We start from the raw sequence: 18042 nt of genomic DNA on the forward strand, positions 1-18042 counted from the left end.
CAAAATTTTGAGCGAACGCATCGAGGTTTCAAGCAAATTCAAGATACGTTAGAATCCATGTATTAGAAGCTAGCTAATGGGAGAGGACTTCCATTTACACAAAAAATTTGACACTCCCGATGAAGAGAGCTCCCTGCATAGTCTGTTTTTAATGCAAACTATTGATATAGGCTAGACTTAAGTCTTTGTCATTAGTACTAATCGACTCATTACCAGTTAACGTATTTAGATATGCTTGCAATACAGTATGTTCTTCAACGAGTAAGAAAAATGATTGCTTGCCGTTTTTTACGGTTAAATTATAGGCACCTGCGTCACCGTTATAGCTGTCACGGCTCTGAAAAACATTACCTAGCTTAAGGCTCAGCTTATAGCGGTAGTGTTTACCAATCTTTGTTCTTTTAGTAGTTACGCCATTAACTCGCTTATTTAAATAGTATGTGATTGTTGAGTGAGTTCGCTTAAACTTCTTAATTTTTGCATAGTAAGTAGCACCAAAAGACTGGCCCGACTTATGGTACACTAATTGGCTATCAGCTGTAACTGAGATAAACGGTAATTTAGTTGCCGCACCATCATATTGTGCTTGACTAGTCTTAACCGATAACTTAGGAACGCTGGCTAAAGAGTTGTAAGAAAACGCCGTATTGCGAACGTATTTTTTTACAGCCCCATTATTAACTTTATTCATAGGATAACTGTAATGCCAGTTTCCTAGTTTTTTTACACGCTTTTGATTCTTAATGCTCAGTGTTGTATTATCCACATTTATAATGTTCCCCTGATCATCAGCATAACCAGTGATTACGGACCCTTTTGGTAGGGTTGCCGTTTTGTGCTTGAACTCGTTGGTCAATTTAAGTGACTTGTTTAACTTGTAAGTCTGAAACCGATTATACGGAGAAATAGTTTCGTTTTTTTCAGTAACGCCTATACCAGTTGTAAACGTTGTGTTGGCATTAAAGATATTACTAATATTAATTTTAGCAACTTCTTTATTTACTTTACTTTTAGCAGACGCGTCAGTTACGGCCATGCTCCCCACCATGGCACCTAGCAGCATTAGTAATGCGGCGCCCTTTCCGTTGATTTTGAACAAACAATTACCCCCTAATATAGTTCCTTACTAGACATTATAGCGCAAGCCCACTAACCTTAAAAACCACCCTATTAACCGGCAGGGTGGTTTACTGTTGTTCATTTAAAGCAGCTTCCCGCTGGTTAATTAGTTCTCTGAGCTCTTGCAGGTCGTCAAGTGTGGCCTTGGTGCGGATAAAGCTACGCGCGCTAGATCGGGCCCCCAAGTATCGGGTTCTTTCTTTATGCTTCTCGTCCCACTTTTTATTGGCCCTAGCCCGTGCCTCAGTGTATTCATTTTTAGCCATTATGACTCACCCTAACTAAGTTATAAATCGCCAGCAGTAAGCCAATAATAGAAATCCCCAAAGCTGTAATTGAAATGATGTGCGTCATTACTCCCACTCCCTTTGTGTGATAATATTGTCCAATAATAATTGGGTTGCCGCTCGCTTGTTGCTTCTATTTATGTTGCCTGCAGTGCCGCTTTGGCTTTCGGGTAGCCTTAGCAACGACAATCAGGTTCATTTTATCACCCTCTCTACACCTATTACAATAAACTACATGCAATGTATTGTAACCAGCGTTTCGGCAACTTCCTCAAATTTTTTGGTGCCCATTTCTGGGGATATTCATTGCCTAAGCACCGCCGTCATGCTCTTATGTGAGGGTAAACGAAAAGGCCTGATGGTTTGCACACCAGCCCCTTTCACCGCAAGCCGCTTTAAAGGCGGTGACAGTTATAGACCAATTAAGTCGCCCAACCCGTCAAAGTTAGGGACGGCTTTTTTATTTACGCTTGTCTTCGGTTAGGTCTTTTGGCCTGTGGGATGGCTTTAAGCCAAATCGCTGCCCACTACTAGAACGTACACCTGATGGGCATTACGGCCGCTCTTGTAAGCATTGGCTAAATTAAAAACCGGTTCCACTAGCGACCTGAGAGGCGTTGGTAGAACCGGTTTTGGGTTTAATGATATGCAGATTAACTTTAACGAACGGCAAATGGGCAGCCGAAGCAGCGCTAACGGTCACCCATGATTGCACCCACGCGAGCTTGGAGTTCGGGCACCACAGTCTCCGTGAACCACGGGTGCTGGTGCATCCAGCCGTAATTTAACGGCGAAGGATGGACCAACGGGAAGTAGTCCGGCAGATAGTCCGCGTAGTGTTCGACCGTAGCCGTCAACGTTCTCTCACGGTGTGGCAGGTAGTATTTTTGCGCGTATTGGCCGATCAGAAGTGTCAGCTTAATGTCCGGCATCAGTTCGAGCAACGGCGCATGCCATTTTTCCGCGAAGCCCTTGCGTGGCGGCAAATCGCCGCCGTGAGCATGCTTGCCAGGATAGTAAAAGTCTAACGGCAACACGGCCAGCTTACCGGAATGGTAGAACTGGTCCTTGGTCACGCCCATCCAGTCGCGGAGCCGATTTCCACTGGCGTCGTCCCAAAAGGTCATCGACGCTTGCGCCTGGCGACTCGGGGCCTGGCTGACCAATAAGATTTCGGCCTGGGGGTCAACGTGATACAACGGCAACATCCCCTGCTGCGTAAAATCGCGATTCATGGGGTCCGCTTGAATGGCTTGGAAAATTTCTGCTGCTTTAGAAATCGTCATTTTTTCACAAACATCCTTACATTTTAAATTGATACCGCTTACTAATTACCTGACCTAAAACCGCCTACTCCGAGTCGACAACCTATTTTCGACTGAGTACCGGTTAAACACCATGCTGGCGTGCGATGCAAGACCATCCCGCCGGCTACCGCCATTTAGGGCGTTGGCCCTACGGCAACGGCCGCACCAAATACACCTCGCGACAAAAGCCCTTCATCCCGTTGAAGACGCGTTGGGCCCGTGACTGCTTGCTGCAGAGGCCAAAGACGGTCGGCCCCGTCCCGCTCATCTGTGCGGCGTCGGCGCCGAACTTCATCATCTGCTGCTTAAGTTGGGTAATTTCCGGGTAACGATGGGTCGTTAATGGCTCCAAGGCGTTGCCCATGACGGCACACATGCCGGCGATATCTTGCTCGCGCACCGCTCGTAACAGAGCGTCGATGTCGGGGTGGTCGAGTTGGTCGTAGCGAATCTGCTGAAGGATGCTGGGCGTCGACACGCTGACCTTGGGCTTGGCCAACACGACCCAGGCCGCGGGTAATTTCGACAGTGGCGTGATGCGTTCCCCCCGTCCGCGCACGTGTGCCGTGCGACCGTAGACGCAATATGGCACGTCTGAATCAATCTGCAGGCCCAGTTCCGCCAGTTCTTGCCAGCTAAGGCCCAACGACCACGCCTGGTTCAACCCGCGCAACACGGCCGCGGCATCCGAGGATCCGCCCCCCAGACCGGCAGCCACCGGAATATTTTTCTTGATGCGAATATTCACACCCTCGTCGATATGATAATTGGTCTGTAACAAGTTCGCCGCCTGAAACGCGAGATTGCGTTGGTCATTGGGCAAAAAACCACTATCAGAGGCGACGCGGATGCGTTTGTGTTTGGTTAACGTCTGAATTTCAACGTAGTCTGCCAAATCCACGGACGTCATGACCATGTTCCACTCTTCGGCACCATCCTGGTGGTGGTATGGCGTGTCGAGCCCGAGGTTTATCTTGGCTGGTGCCTTTTCAATCAGTTGCATGCGCTCACCTGCATTCTACTAGGTAGGGCACCCTACCATTATCGTGAATATGATTAAGCCCATTATACTATGGTTTTAGGCAAAATAAAAAGGCCTTGTTAGGCCCAATTATTTATTCATCAAAGTCAACTTCGATGTTTTTGGTTAAAATATCGGTATAGCTGTATGAAACCCGTTCAAACGAATTTTCGTTTTGGTCTAGATCCACTACGAAAACGGCTGGATAGGTTTCCCGAAGAATTCCATGCCGCTCTGTCGTTTTTTTACGACCGGCCTGAGCAATCACCATCAACTTTTCGCCGATGCGATCATCCAGTTTATTCTTAATGTTCGCTAAACTTGTTGGCATGCACTTCACCTCTGTGAAACAATTATACCATCGTTTCACGCGAATTGCAAATTATACCACAACCGGCGTAAATCCGCAAGAATCCTCAATTGGTAAGGGTTACATAAGTCCTTCATTGTGGAAAGCGTTGGTTAATTCGATGAAATTTATCAAGGTTAGCCGTTCTGGCCGTAACTGTCGGGAAATTCCCGTCTGATTTAAGACCGTTTCAATCCGTTCCCGGACCTCAGGCTGCTTGCCAAAAATCCCCTGAAGATTGTTCCACAAGGATTTCCGCCGATGAGCGAAGCATCCCTTAACAAAACCAAACAGGGCCTTGTCTTCGTACGGATTGACTGGTAGCGCTTCACGCGGCGTCAGACGAATGATGGCCGAATCCACGTTGGGTTGCGGAATGAAGGCCGTCCGCGGCACATCAAAGGCAACTTCCACGTGCGCGCGGTATTGCATGACCACGGACAGCGACCCGTACGCCTTGGTGCCAGGTTGGGCCACGAGCCGATCGGCCACTTCGGCTTGCATCATGACCACGATGGCCGCGAAGTCCACCGTACTCTGGAGCACGCCCATCAGGATCGGCGTCGTGATGTAATACGGCAGGTTGGCAATCAGCTTGACGGGAGGGCCGGGTTCAAACTCGGACGCGACCACTGCTGGCAAATTCGCCTGCAAGATGTCTTCGTTGATGACCTTGACGTTGTCGTAATCCATCAGCGTTTCGTCCAACACGGGCAGAAGGTTCTCATCGATTTCAAACGCCACGACCTTGCGCGCACGCTTGGCGATTTGTTCCGTCAACGCCCCGATTCCGGGACCGATTTCAATCACGTTGTCCTGGTCGGTCACGTCGCCCGCAGCCACGATGTTGCGTAAGATATTCAAATCCGACAGGAAATTTTGACCCAGACTCTTCTTCGCTACCAAATGATACCGGTTCAGAATCGCCTTGGTTCGGGCTGGTGAGCCAATTTCAGGGACTTCATTTTTCATTTATCTTCCTCCTTCGCCCGCACCTGCTTGAGGGCGGCGGCAAAATCAGCCGGTTGGATGCCAAACATGCGCAGCCGCTTTTCCAACTGCTTGCCATTGATGTAACCGATCTGTAGCAGTTCACCCAACTGCTCGCGGCGTTCTTTGGCACCGGGACCGCCAATCAAGCCCGCGGCCAGCAGGTCTTCATGGGTGATCAGGGTCGGGGCCGCCGTGGTCTCGGTGTACACGTGGCTGAGCGCCGCGCGGATAGCCTCTGGACTGGCATGCTCCACGCCCAGTGAGCCCCCGGCCTTATCCGGACGCCCCTCTGCCTTGGGCAAAAAGGCGTGTTTGGCGTTGGGCACGGCTTCGGCCACAATCTTGCGAATCTTCTCGCCGGAAAAGTCCGGGTCAGTGAAGATGATGATGCCCCGCTGGTCCGCTAATTTTTCAATCAACGCCAGGGTGTCTTCGTCAATCGCGGAGCCGCGGGTCTCAATCGTGTCCGCATTGACGGCGCGGTTGATCTGCTTGGTATCGTCCTTGCCCTCAACCACGAGCACTTCTTTAATCTTTTTCATTTATCTTGTAAAACTCCTCTGCGTTCTTAAACGTGGCCGCCGCGATGGCTTCCGGGGTGGTTTCCCGTTCCTTGGCAATCGCTTCGACCGTGTAGCGGGTAAAGCCGGGTTCGTTTTGTTCGCCCCGGTGTGGTTCTGGCGTCAAATATGGGGCATCGGTCTCGACCATCATCACGTCCAGCGGCGTTGCCCGCACGGAATCGTGGACCTCGTGGGCGTTCTTAAAGCTGGCCACACCAGAATAGGAAATGTGCATGCCCAGGTCCAAGAATTTCTTCAACCACTCGGGGTCGCCGTTGAAACTGTGCATAACCCCACCAATGTCGCGGATATCCGCGTCCTTGATGATGCGGTACGTGTCTTCAAAGGCATCGCGGTTGTGGACGGCAATCGGCTTGCCCACTTCTTTGGCAATCGCAATTTGCCGGGCAAAGACCTTACGCTGGACGTCTTGCGGCGACGTGTCCCAGTGATAGTCCAAGCCAATTTCTCCTAGGGCCACGACCCGGTCATCGGCCAACTGTTCTTCCAACAGCTTTTCGGCCGCAGCGTCATAATTCTTCGAGTCTTCCGGGTGCCAGCCGACCGCGGCATACAACTGCGGGTACTGGTGTGCCAACTTGATGGCGTCGGCATTCAGCTGCGTGTTCGAGCCGATATTGGTCATCTTGACCACACCCAAGTCGGCGGCCCGCTTGAGGTAGCCGGGCACGTCGTTGATGAACTCTTCGCTGTTCAAATGCGTATGCGAATCAAAGATTTTCATCGTGTGTCTCCTTTGTTTTTACTGCTTTTTGTTAAATGGTTTAAGCCATCCGCCTTACCGTTCCGCGAAATCCAGGTTGGCGGAGACCAGTGCCTGCGGCTGCCAGGGGTTCCGCCTGCTATGGGGGACACCTCCAGCCCAGATGCGGGCTTCCGGTTCGCTTGGAAGCCTGGCCAAACTCGCCAGTCTCCCAAGTCGCCCCACGCTGTAGGCCGAGACAAAACCTCGGCCAACACCGTCGACACAGCTGGCTCCACCCCTGGCCTCCTCCGGCAAAATAGTCCCCGTCCAAGTCTTAAACGCCACAGCCATCCCAATTGGGATGTGTTACAGTAGCAACCACCATTATCAGGCAGTCACGGATGATGATTCCAATAGACGCCAACCGCTTCTTTACACCACTGGTTGCCGACCAACTCATTGTAGCCGAGAGTGGAGCGAAAACTAGGCTCAGCCGGAGAATTTAGCAGCGCTCTTCGCTGGTAAATTGGTGACTTTGAGACGTGTTCTTCGGCTCAAAGCAAGGGCCGAGACCGGGCTTTGGCTCAGGCCGTCCTCCCCCAGCACCAGTCCCCCCCTAGCTTTCGCGCAACGGTAGGCGGACAGCGTCCACATTGCCCGCAACCAGTGTTTATAACAAAACGCGGTCGGCGTCTCATCGATCCGCCGCCCACGTTTTGGTTATGGTTTATTTAATTTCTAGCTAACGTCGGAACCGTTGACCATGCTGTCAGGCAGCGTCAAGAGTTGGACTTGACCGTCGTGTTCGGCGGACAGCAACATCCCCTGGCTGACTTGACCGCGCATCTTGCGTGGCTTCAAGTTGGCCACGATAACGACCTTCTTGCCGACCAGTTCTTGCGGTTCTGGATACCATTGGGCGATGCCGGACAAAATTTGCCGGGTGCCTTGGTCTCCTGCATCAAGCTGGAACTTCAAGAGTTTGTCGGCCCCTTCAACGTGGTCGACCGCCTTGACTTCGGCGACCCGCAGTTCGATCTTTTCGAATTTATCGAAACGAATCTCTGGCTTGTTCAAGGTCAGTTCACCGGCCTCGTCACTGGCAGCGGCTTCTTGGGCTTTCGCCTTAGCAGCCATGGCAGCGCGACCCTTCGTCTTTTCCGACTTGGTCATTTGACCTTGAATAAAGTCGACTTCTTCTTGCACGTCGATCCGCGGAAAGATGGGTGTCCCCTTGGCAACAACTTGCTTGCCGGCTGGTAAATCAGCCAGTTGCAGGTTCGTCATACTTAACGTAGCTGGGTCCAAGCCCAATTGGTCAAAGATTTCCTTAGGCGCATGGGTCATGACTGGGCTGATCAGCGTGGCGATAACCCGCAGACTAGCGGCCAAATGGGCCATGACGGCGGCCAGTTGCGTCGCTTGACTGTCATCCTTGGCCAAGTTCCATGGTTCCGTTTCGTCAATGTACTTGTTGGTCCGGGAAACCAGTTTCCAGATTTCGGCTAAGGCGTCCGCGAAGTGCATTTGATCCATCAACTCATGGTAGTTGGCGATGACCGTGGCGGCCGTCTGTTCCAAATCAGCATCAAAGGCCGTGACACCAGCCTTGAACTCAGGCAATTTGCCGGCCTCGTACTTGTTGATCATGGCAACAGTCCGGTTCAACAGGTTCCCCAGGTCGTTAGCCAGGTCATAGTTCAAGCGGTCAACAAAGTCTTCCGGCGTGAAAGTCCCATCGTTTCCGTAAGGCATCGCACGCATCAGGTAGTACCGCAGTGCGTCCAGGCCGTAACGGTCGACCAAGGTTTCGGGGTAAATGACGTTTCCCTTAGACTTGGACATCTTACCGTCCTTCATCAACAACCAGCCGTGCGCAAACAGTTCGTCTGGGGCTTCGATACCCAAGGCGTGGAGCACGATTGGCCAGTAAATCGAGTGGAACCGGACGATTTCTTTCCCCACCATTTGAACGTTAGCGGGCCAGAACTTCTTGAAGAGGCTCTCGTCATCGCTGGTGTAACCTAAAGCGGTGATATAGTTGAGCAACGCATCGATCCACACGTAGACCACGTGCTTGGGGTTGCTCTTGACCGGTACACCCCAGGTAAAGGTGGTCCGGGAAACGGCGAGGTCTTCCAAACCTGGCTTGATGAAGTTGTTGATCATTTCGGTCATCCGGGATTCCGGTTGGATGAAGTGCGGGTGGCTGTGGTAGAAGTCTAACAACCAGTCAGCGTACTTGCTCATCTTGAAGAAGTACGACTGTTCCTTGACCAACGAAACCTCGTGGCCAGAAGGCGCCTTGCCACCGATGACCTTGCCGTTGTCGTCGCGGTAAACTTCGGCCAGTTGCGTTTCGGTAAAGTACTCTTCATCATCTTCGGAGTACCAGCCTTCGTATTCACCCAGGTAAATGTCGCCCTGCTTCAACAGGCGTTCGAAAACTTCTTGAACGGCGGCCACGTGTTGCTTGTCGGTCGTCCGAATAAATTTATCATTAGAAATTTCCAGCGTCTTCCACAGTTGCTTGATGCCCTTGGCCATGCCGTCCACGTATTCTTGGGGCGTTTGGCCTTGCGATTGGGCCTTGTCTTCGATCTTAAGACCGTGTTCGTCGGTCCCGGTCAAGAAGAAAACGTCGTAACCGTTGCTGCGCTTGTAACGCGCAACCACGTCACAGGCGATGGTCGTGTAAGAATTACCGATATGTAACCGCCCGGATGGGTAGTAGATCGGCGTGGTGATGTAAAAACTTGGTTTGTCTGCCATAAAATAAAAGCCTTCCCTCGCTCTAAATTGTTCCGTGATTATCGGGTTAATTTTCATTGTAAATTCTAATCAAGTATAGCATAAACCCCGGGCGAGCCATAGCGCTAACCCGGGATTTTTGTCTAAGAAATGACCGGCAAAACGTAAAAGCGTGGGTGCCAAAAGACCATCAGCTGACGCACGTTTCCGCTATGTCGGGGTGACGTGCAAGAGCCTGGGAAAACCTCCCAGGCTCTTGGATGCCATCTTGGGTAGTCGATCCAGCCGCTGTGACCCAAGCGTTAGAACAAGTCCAACTGCTGAGGAGCCAAATTTTGCCAGTGGAGGCCAAGAATCTCGCGGAGGCGCAATGCATTGGGAGCCGCGTCTCGACCAGAATTGTTGTTAAAGATCACACAGACATCTTTGGCCTGGGCGTCCAACCGCTTGGCCAGCGCCGCGAATTCCTGCAATTCGGCTTCCGAGTAGCGGTACAGTGTCCGGGTCTTGCGCCAATCCTGGCCCTGATTGAACCAGCCCTTGGCGTTACGGCCATGCAGCCGCACGACGGCGAGTTCCGGCGTCGTGACCGTTTCAACTAGCGGAATCCCATCATTCAAATTGTGGGGTTCGTCGGTCGTCACGTTGGTGAAGTGCAACGATTTCAGGTAAGCCGTGACGTCGGCCGTCATCCCCGGCGTCACGAACCAGCTAGGACTACGGAATTCCACCGCTACCGGCAAATCGCCCATCAAGACCCGCACGCGGCGCAGGTAATCAATGTTAGCGGTCGTCCGGTTGAAGAACGGTGGAAATTGAAAGAGCACCGTCAACAATTTGTGCGCCTGGATCAATGGCCAAATCGCCGAACGAAACTCGGTGAACGCCGTATTGATGGCCGCTTCGTCATCCGCGTGTTGGCGGTCATGGCGGGTCATCACCTGGTTGGCCTTCAAAATGTAGTGAAACCCGTCTGGCACGGCCGCCTGCCACTTTTCAATCGTACTTTGTCGGGGAATCCCGTAAAATGGCGTGTCCAACTCGACCGTCGGAAAATGCCCAGCGTATTCACTAAGCGTGACCGGCCGCGTCTCACCGCCAATTAAAGCGGGATGCTCCGTCCAGGTGGTTAAACCAATCGTAATCATCCCAGCCCTCCTGACTTAACTCATTTTTAACAATCACTTTGATGGGGCCTGACCGCCTATTGGCGGCGACCAGGTCCCGTTAGACCACCCAAAATCTTGGCCGTCTTTTAATCTTCAGCTTTTACTTAAACCGTTCAAACTGCTTGATCAACTCGGCTTCCGGCGTGGTCAACCGTCCACTTAATTGGCCAATCAGGCGTTTGCCGGTCAGCCGGTCGTTGTAACGAATCCCCGTCACGCACAGGTCGATCAGTGCAAAGATGGCGGTGACCAGCACCGCTTGGCTGCGGTCGAAGCTGGTATTGAACAGCGTCACGATTTGCCCGCTGAAGGCCAGCTGTAAGATACCGTAGATGACCAAGGTGTCGGGAATCAGCTGGAGGCCGCTTAACCAACGCAACCGGCGAACCAGCCGGCGGAGTTGGCGAATGACTTCTTGATGGCTCATCAGCGTTACCCCCGGACTTGCAGGTCATTGAAGAACGTGGTGGCTTCAGCCTGCACCATGTCGTAGTCAAAGCCCAAATCTAATTTTTCCTGATTGACGACGACCACCTTGGCCGCCGAATTGCGGTAATCCAGCAAGCCGGCGAACGGGTAGACGCGCATCGAGGTCCCAACGATGACGACCAAATCGGCTTGGTTCATCGCCGCCACGGACCGTTGGATGTTTAATTCATTGAGCCCCTCATCGTAGAGCACGACGTCCGGCCGTAACCAGCCCCCGTCCACGTCATGATGAGGGTCCTTGAGATATTGTTGCCACGGCACCTTGGCGCCACAAACCTGGCAGTAGACCCGGTACATGTTGCCGTGGAACTCGACCAAATGCTTGGTGTCGGCCACATGGTACAGGTTGTCGATATTTTGCGTGATGACCGTCGCCCGGTCTTGGCGCGTCAATGCCGCTTGTTTTTCATGAATGACATTGGGCTTGGCGTCCGGATGGTACAGGTTTTGCTTCACGTAGTCGTAAAAGACTTCTGGTTCCTGTGCCAGACAGGCGTGACTCAAATAATACTCGGCGTTGCGGTGTCCGGTGTACAGGCCGTTTTTCGACCGGTAATCCGGAATCCCCGACGGCGTCGAAACGCCCGCACCCGTGAGAAATACGATGTGCTTGGCTTGGTCAAAGGTTGCTTGTAAGCTCGCTTCCATCCCCATCATCCCTTCTGAATTGATTGGCTTAGATTAACGTAAAATGTAAGGCATCTTCAGTTGTTTAAAGAGGTCTTCCACAGTCATGCTGTAAATCTTGGTAAAGTATTCCGGTGTGTCATCCTTGGGCGCCGGTGACGGCAACACGAAGGCGTTTTGTTCATCGGCCTTGTTGAAGCCGACGTACCCGCGGCGTTGCGTGGTCTTTTCGTGCATGTCGGAGTGGTACAGTTCAAAGATCTGCTTGACCTGTAACCCCAATTGCCGTTTGGACAAGACACTGGTCAACGTGGTGAACTCGGTATTGTGCAGGGCCGGCAAACTCCAGGCTTCCAGCTGTTCGTCGAAGGCCTTGAAGAGCTTGACCACGTTACGGCGCAAGCTAAATGGTGAATCGACTGGCTTGGCCGTGATGACGCCGTACAGCTTCTGGGCCGCCGCAAAACTGATTGGGTAGTCGCGGGCGAACTGATCCATGATGGCCTGTTCGTCGGTGCCAAAGAAGACCAAGGCGTCCAACAGCGTCAAGGTGCGCAACGTCATTTCATCATCGACCGGGTTCGGTTCCGGCTTGATGGTGGCAGTGACCCCCTTCAAGTATAAGTCCTTGATGTGGTCATCGATCAGGTGGTGCTTGCGTTGTTCGCTGACCACCACAATGTGGCTGACAATGTCGTAGAGTTCAGTGCCCATGATCATCAACTGTTCATCGAGGGCGGGTTGGCCCGTGGTCAATGAGAAGAAGACCTGTGGGAAACCGGACAAGATCATCAGTAAATGCAACAGTTCGTGGGACGCCGTGTAGTTGGGCGCCGTCAAATCGGCCACTTGAATGGCGATGTCCTTGCCCATTTGCATCTGTTGGGCTTGGTCATGCCGCACGAAGCCGGCTTGCAGCTCACCGATCATTTGGACGGTAACCTTGCCGGGGTAAAGCGCATTGACTTGGTTCAATAAATCTTGCACTGTGTCGTTTAATTCAATATCTTTTGCTTGCATGCGTGTTCAATTCCCCTATTTCTTTAAATTTGCTTGGCGGACGGCTTGTAGTGCCGCAGTCGCTTGTGCCATGGTCGGTTGGGTGATGGCGGCGAGGCGTTGCACCACCGCGGGCAATTCTGCGGGCGTCGCGCCGACGGACAAGGCCAGTGACTTGCGCTGCAGAGACATGTGACCGCGTTGAATCCCGTCGGTCACCAGTGCGCGCAGTGCCGCCACATTTTGCGCCAGCCCCACAGCGGCCGTCACGCCCATCAATTGCCGGGCATTGGTCACCTGGGCCAGTTGCTGGTTGACCTTGACCAACGGCAACACGCGCGTCGCCCCGCCGACAAAGCCGAGGGCGAGTGGCACGGTCAGTTCACCGTGCAGTTGGCCATCGGCGACCCACCAGCGACTCACCCCTTGGTAATGGCCGTTGCGGCTGGCGTAGGCGTGCACACCGCTTTCGACTGCGCGCCAATCATTGCCCATGGCCAAAACCACGGCGTCGATGCCGTTCATGATGCCCTTGTTGTGAGTCACGGCGCGGTACGGGTCCACCTGGGCGAAGTCGCTGGCCGCCGCAATGCGTTGAGCGACCGTCGCGCCGTCAATGGCCTTGGTCTTGAGTTGGTCGACTGGTACCTGACACCGCGCCGTGACCAGACTGTGCGTGGCGTAGTTGCTTAGGATGCTCATCAAGATGTCCTCGTCGCGGTGCAGCTTGATGTCGGCCGCGACCGCCTCGGTCAACGTGTTGACCAAATTAGCGCCCATGGCTTCGCCCACGTCAATGAATAAGTCGAGCGACACCCAATCTGGTGGGAGTTGCCGCACCCGAATGGACCGCGCCCCGCCACCGTGCGTTAACAGGCTGGGATGAGCCGCATCGGCCACCTTTAACAGGCGCTGCTGGTTAGCCAACAGCCACTGGGCCAACGCATCCGGATCAGCCACATGGTGAAAGACGATTTGGCCCATCAATTCGCGCTGCGTAATCGTGGTCGTGATTCCTTGGGGACTGGTCAACAGCCGGCCGCCGTTACTGGCCGCCGCAATCACGGACGGCTCTTCGGTGACCATCGGCACGGCCAAGTCGTGACCATCGACGCGCAGATTGACCGCAACACCCTCCGGTAAGCCGTAGGTGGTTAAATAGTTTTCAATTAAATCTTCATCGGCCGTTGCCCGGTGAGCGGCGATCGTCGCCAGTTGCGCGCGGGTCAGGTGACTCCGCGTGGCTAAGCGTTGCCGGCGATTCTCATAAGACAAACGGTAGAATGGTTGTGGCCGCATTGGTCAGCCTCCTTAACGTTGGCTCAGATACTCCGAGATAATACCTTCGCGCACGCCGCTTTCCGAGAAAATAACGCGGTCGGAATCCAGCATCTGCAGGAGCGTCACCAGGGGCAACATCCCGCCGATAATAATATCCGCGCGCTCGCTCTCCAGGCCGGAAATGCGCTTGCGTTCATGCAGGGGCACGCGCAAGAGGCGTTCAAAGGTCTTCATGACCTGCCCCGTGGTGAGGCGGTAGCCGTGGATATTTTCCACGTGTAGAATCTTTTGCTGCTGGCGATTCATGCGGGCCAGCGTCCGGTTGGCGCCGCCCAATAAGACCAGCGGCAGGTGTTTGGCATCATTGAGCCACCAAATATCCTGGAGCCGCTCGCGTAAGAAGACTTGCGCGGAGAACAGGTCGACCGCCGTGACCCGGTCATCGAGCCGGAACTGTTCCGACAGATTGACCGCGCCAAACGGCACACTGATCAGGTTAGCGTCGCGCCCGTCCTTGACGTGGACCAGTTCACAACTGGCCCCGCCGGTATCGAGCAACAGACAATCCTTAATTTTCAGGCGATTGACGGCCCCCAGGTAGTCATAGTAGGCTTCCTGGTCGCCGGACAGCACCTCCAACTCAATATTGGTGGCGTCCGCGACCCGTTTTAAAAACTCATCGCGGTTGCGTGCCTGCCGCACTGCCGCCGTCGCAATCCCCCGGACAATTAAATGCGGGAGTTGCTCGTAGTACGGCCGAAACGACTTGAGCGCCGCAATCGTCCGGTCCATGGCCTTGGGTTGGAGAATCTTCTCGGGACCCATGCCCTCGGACAACCGACTGTCCGCCTTGACCCGGTTCACTTCGCGATAAGTCCCGTCATCATGCAGTTCGTTGACGGCCATTCGCACTGAATTGGAGCCCAAATCAACAATTGCTAAATTTTGCATGGTGCATCCCCCGTTTCAGCCTAGCCGAAGTAGTCGATGCCAATGGCGTGCCGGACTTCGTGTAACGTCTGGGCCGCCACTTGGTTAGCCTTTTCACTACCCTGCTTCAAGATATCGTAAACGGCGCCTTCATCAGCCGCAAAGGCCTCACGACGTTCGCGAATCGGTTGAAGCTTGGCTTGTAAGACTTCATTTAAGTACCGCTTAATCTTAACATCCCCGAGGCCACCGTGCTGGTATTGTGCCTTGAGTTCTTCAACGTGATCGCGGTCTTCGGCAAAAATGTCCAGATAAGTGAAGACGGTGTTGCCTTCAATGTGACCCGGGTCTTCGATGTGGACGTGTTCGGGATCGGTGTACATGGACATGACCTTCTTTTGAATCGTGTCGGCACTGTCGCCCAGGTAAATAGCATTGTCCAAAGACTTACTCATCTTGGCGTTCCCATCGAGGCCTGGAATCCGACCTTGCCCCTTTGGTGGGAAGTAACCCTCGGGTTCTACTAGGATTTCTTGTTGGTAAATGTTGTTGAAACTCCGTACGATTTCGCGCGTCTGTTCCAGCATAGGTTCTTGGTCTTCACCGACAGGCACCGTGTCGGCCTTGAACGCCGTGATGTCAGCGGCTTGGCTAACCGGGTAAATGAAGAAGCCGGCTGGCACACTTTCACCAAAGGCCTTCTGCTTGATTTCGGTCTTGACCGTTGGGTTGCGGTTCAACCGGGAAACAGAGACCAGGTTCAAGTAAGCCATCGTCAATTCATTCAGTGCTGGAATCTGGGACTGGACCAAAATCGTGGACTTAGCGGGATCAATCCCAACAGCCAGGTAGTCCAAGGCCACTTGTAACAGGCTGTGGCGAATCTTTTCGGGGTCGCGCGCGTTATCGGTCAAGGCCTGCATGTCGGCAATCATGATGTACGTATCGTAGTCGCCCGTATTTTGCAGCGCCACCCGGTTCTTCAACGACCCGACGTAATGCCCAATGTGCAGTTTACCTGTTGGGCGATCACCAGTTAAAATCACGTGTTTTTTACTCATTAAACGTATTCTCCTTTTCTAAAAAGGCGCCCCATTGGCCAATGCCAATAGGACGCTCCTGCGCGGTACCACCTAATTTGTGGCCATCTATGACCACCACTTTTGTCAATAACGGTGACACCGCGATAATTTATTATCGATTGGGTAAAACTTGCTTGATCCACTTCGACCGTAAAACCGTTTCAGCGCGGGCGGTTTTTCTCTGCGATTGGTCTACTTTTATCAAGCTCCATTCCCTTATTTTAGTGGTTTTCCAGCGTAAAGTAAACTGGTATCTTCTACAAAGATTTTTATAGTGGGTGACCGCTGAAAATAACCGGAACTCTTAGGGGGCCGCGACAATACTCCAAATCAATTTCGTCGTATATACACCCGGTTGCCAGGCATCCGTGTGCACGTTGAGGGTTAGTCCTTGACCTTGGGCCTTGCCGATTGAAGAAAGCACCTCATTATCTTTAGTCGTGACAACATCTCGTGCCTCAGTCGATAGCTGCTGCAGTGGTTGCTTATGCCCCGGATCAAAGCTTATCGTTGCGTTTAAAAATTCGCTCCCATTGCTTAGAGGGGCCATCTGGCGTAACGTAATTCGTTCGGCGGTCTTAACCCGGCGATTGTCCGTAATATCCAGCAACTCACTATCTCCGGTAGTGATACCCGGCAAATTCTGGCCAAAGTTACGACTCGTTAAGTCGCCGAAGCTGACGGCGTTTGCTTTGATATCGATTTTGCCATCAGTAAAATCCAGGGTCACCGCGTTACCCTTAAAAGTTCCCAGCGATTGGGGCGGCGTCTGTCCGTCGTATCCGCGCAACTTGATACCGGTTTCGTAGCGTCCTTTAGACATCGTTGGTACCTGAAAGGTGACGACGACCGTGTGCGTTTTTGTCTTGCTAAAGCTCTGATTCTGCACAGCATAAGTCTTATCGATACGATTATCACCGACAACGGTATAAGGCGCCGGTTGATTGTCGACGCTGACGTCAGAAACAATCGCTTCTCGTGGCAAGTTAACTTCTAAATCACCTGTGTTGAGTTTCGACGCCGGATTTTGATCAGTCACTGTTCCAGTAAGCTGGCAGGTGTCATTGGCAATGACCGCAATGTCAGTCGATTCGGAAAAATTCAACAAATCAGTTACATTATCAATGGCATTCGTGATCTTAACGCTGGGCTGCGTGCTGGGATTAACATTCAGCGTTGCCTGACCCGTCTTAATCGTCGTAACCGTGGCCTTCTCGTCAGATTTAATCTTGACCTCAGCAAAATACCGATTGTGATTGTCGGCTGGTGTAGTGGCAGGAACCGTATAGCTGGTCGCACGTTGATTGCTAACCACGGTCTCCTTGCCAGCACTATCGATGCGGTGCCAAATCACTTGCGTGGGAGCCTGATCAAATTTTCCTAAAATTTTAAACGTGGCAGGCCGGCCTTCATCAACCGTTTGTGAATTCAGACCATCACCAATCGTTATCTGCACACTGGCCGAAACGGCGGTACCATCGGTATTGGTCATTGTTCCCGTGATGGTAACGATGCCGGAATCCCGATTCTTATTGGCCATGACCTGACCCGATTGGGCATCAACGGTCGCTAAAGCCGGATTAGAACTCGACCACTTGAGTTCCCCGGTGGCATCAGTTGGCGTTGGAGTGGCGTGAACGTAGGTTTGTTGGGCATCCCCTTGGTTGTTATAGAGGTAATTACTGTCCGTCGTTACGTCCAATTTTTTTGCTGATACTGGATTAGGCTTGGTTGTTAGCTTGGCGACTCGTGAGTACCGATCTTTTTCAAACACCCATCCGTAGTAATGATAGTGCTGCTGATAGTACACCACTCCCGCTTGCTGCGGTGTGACTTTCAGGTTAGCACCCGTTGCTCCATTAACTTTAGCCCACTTACTCATGCCAGCTTCCAATTGGAACCATTGAATCGTCTGCTTGTCCCCAAAAGGCCACGGAACTGAACGATCAGCCGCTGAACGCACAAGCGAAGTCCGCAATATTTTCTCATGTCCAACAACTGTGTAGCTATCTGCTGGCTGTAAATTAAATCCCGTTGTCCTATAGAATCCAAATATTCTCTGTGGTGCTGGACTTTCAGCCCCAACGCCTTGAATCGTCCCCGCCGCCAGCGCTACCTCACGCGACGGTTCAGTTAGCTGCCGAATTCCCATAGCGGCTAAGGCAATCAGCACCATCACCAACAGTCGTACCAGTCTTCCTACTATCATGATCAATGCCCCCTCCACCGCGTTTTCTGCGATTGCAACTTACTATCAACTATTCTTTAGACGGGTTAGACGTTAATCTTCTTCATTAACTTTCCCAGAAATGAAGTTACGATGCACCCATTTTCCAGTATTTCCCAGAAACCAGCGACCTAGTTTTCGC

General features: G+C 52.5%; 16 protein-coding genes. All 16 read right to left on the minus strand.

The features are described from left to right. Positions 1 to 148: 148 nt before the first annotated feature. Positions 149 to 1099, minus strand: a complete 951-nt coding sequence (locus tag EGT51_RS11085; RefSeq protein WP_135368772.1) for a hypothetical protein — start codon at positions 1097 to 1099, stop codon at positions 149 to 151. Between the two features lie 999 nt (positions 1100 to 2098). Beyond that, positions 2099 to 2692, minus strand: a complete 594-nt coding sequence (locus EGT51_RS11095; protein WP_179951148.1) for a uracil-DNA glycosylase family protein — start codon at positions 2690 to 2692, stop codon at positions 2099 to 2101. Between the two features lie 169 nt (positions 2693 to 2861). Next, complete coding sequence (gene ispE, locus EGT51_RS11100) at positions 2862 to 3716, minus strand: 4-(cytidine 5'-diphospho)-2-C-methyl-D-erythritol kinase (protein WP_135368774.1); 855 nt, start codon at positions 3714 to 3716, stop codon at positions 2862 to 2864. A 112-nt stretch (positions 3717 to 3828) separates the two neighbouring features. After that, positions 3829 to 4065, minus strand: coding sequence for a Veg family protein (locus EGT51_RS11105; RefSeq protein WP_061777444.1), 237 nt, complete (start codon positions 4063 to 4065; stop codon positions 3829 to 3831). A gap of 99 nt (positions 4066 to 4164) precedes the next feature. Next, on the minus strand, positions 4165 to 5055 hold the full coding sequence (rsmA, locus tag EGT51_RS11110; protein WP_135368775.1) for a 16S rRNA (adenine(1518)-N(6)/adenine(1519)-N(6))-dimethyltransferase RsmA: 891 nt from the start codon (positions 5053 to 5055) through the stop codon (positions 4165 to 4167). Further along, on the minus strand, positions 5052 to 5618 hold the full coding sequence (gene rnmV / locus EGT51_RS11115) for a ribonuclease M5 (RefSeq protein WP_135368776.1): 567 nt from the start codon (positions 5616 to 5618) through the stop codon (positions 5052 to 5054). Before rnmV ends, rsmA begins: the two co-directional genes overlap by 4 nt. Continuing rightward, positions 5605 to 6384, minus strand: a complete 780-nt coding sequence (locus EGT51_RS11120) for a TatD family hydrolase (RefSeq protein WP_135368777.1) — start codon at positions 6382 to 6384, stop codon at positions 5605 to 5607. The genes rnmV and EGT51_RS11120 overlap by 14 nt, the downstream gene beginning before the upstream one ends. 699 nt (positions 6385 to 7083) lie before the next feature. Next, positions 7084 to 9117, minus strand: a complete 2034-nt coding sequence (gene metG, locus EGT51_RS11125; RefSeq protein WP_135368778.1) for a methionine--tRNA ligase — start codon at positions 9115 to 9117, stop codon at positions 7084 to 7086. A gap of 281 nt (positions 9118 to 9398) precedes the next feature. Further along, positions 9399 to 10244: a DUF72 domain-containing protein gene (locus EGT51_RS11130; RefSeq protein WP_135368779.1), complete on the minus strand. Its 846-nt coding sequence runs from the start codon at positions 10242 to 10244 to the stop codon at positions 9399 to 9401. A 121-nt stretch (positions 10245 to 10365) separates the two neighbouring features. Next, positions 10366 to 10692, minus strand: a complete 327-nt coding sequence (locus tag EGT51_RS11135) for a hypothetical protein (protein WP_135368780.1) — start codon at positions 10690 to 10692, stop codon at positions 10366 to 10368. A gap of 5 nt (positions 10693 to 10697) precedes the next feature. After that, on the minus strand, positions 10698 to 11402 hold the full coding sequence (locus EGT51_RS11140) for an NAD-dependent protein deacylase (RefSeq protein ID WP_135368781.1): 705 nt from the start codon (positions 11400 to 11402) through the stop codon (positions 10698 to 10700). Between the two features lie 33 nt (positions 11403 to 11435). Continuing rightward, positions 11436 to 12401: an IpaB/EvcA family protein gene (locus tag EGT51_RS11145; RefSeq protein ID WP_135368782.1), complete on the minus strand. Its 966-nt coding sequence runs from the start codon at positions 12399 to 12401 to the stop codon at positions 11436 to 11438. 15 nt (positions 12402 to 12416) lie between these two features. Beyond that, complete coding sequence (locus tag EGT51_RS11150; RefSeq protein ID WP_135368783.1) at positions 12417 to 13679, minus strand: hydroxymethylglutaryl-CoA reductase, degradative; 1263 nt, start codon at positions 13677 to 13679, stop codon at positions 12417 to 12419. Between the two features lie 12 nt (positions 13680 to 13691). Continuing rightward, the gene (locus tag EGT51_RS11155; RefSeq protein ID WP_135368784.1) at positions 13692 to 14612 is read right to left on the minus strand and encodes a Ppx/GppA family phosphatase; all 921 of its coding nucleotides are present in this window, start codon (positions 14610 to 14612) and stop codon (positions 13692 to 13694) included. Positions 14613 to 14632: 20 nt separating this feature from the next. Next, positions 14633 to 15652, minus strand: coding sequence for a tryptophan--tRNA ligase (trpS, locus tag EGT51_RS11160; RefSeq protein WP_125576223.1), 1020 nt, complete (start codon positions 15650 to 15652; stop codon positions 14633 to 14635). Positions 15653 to 15977: 325 nt separating this feature from the next. Further along, complete coding sequence (locus EGT51_RS11165; protein ID WP_135368785.1) at positions 15978 to 17882, minus strand: Ig-like domain-containing protein; 1905 nt, start codon at positions 17880 to 17882, stop codon at positions 15978 to 15980. Positions 17883 to 18042 lie beyond the last annotated feature (160 nt).

It is taken from the genome of Levilactobacillus suantsaiihabitans (assembly GCF_004745505.1).
Taxonomy (GTDB): Bacteria; Bacillota; Bacilli; order Lactobacillales; family Lactobacillaceae; genus Levilactobacillus; species Levilactobacillus suantsaiihabitans.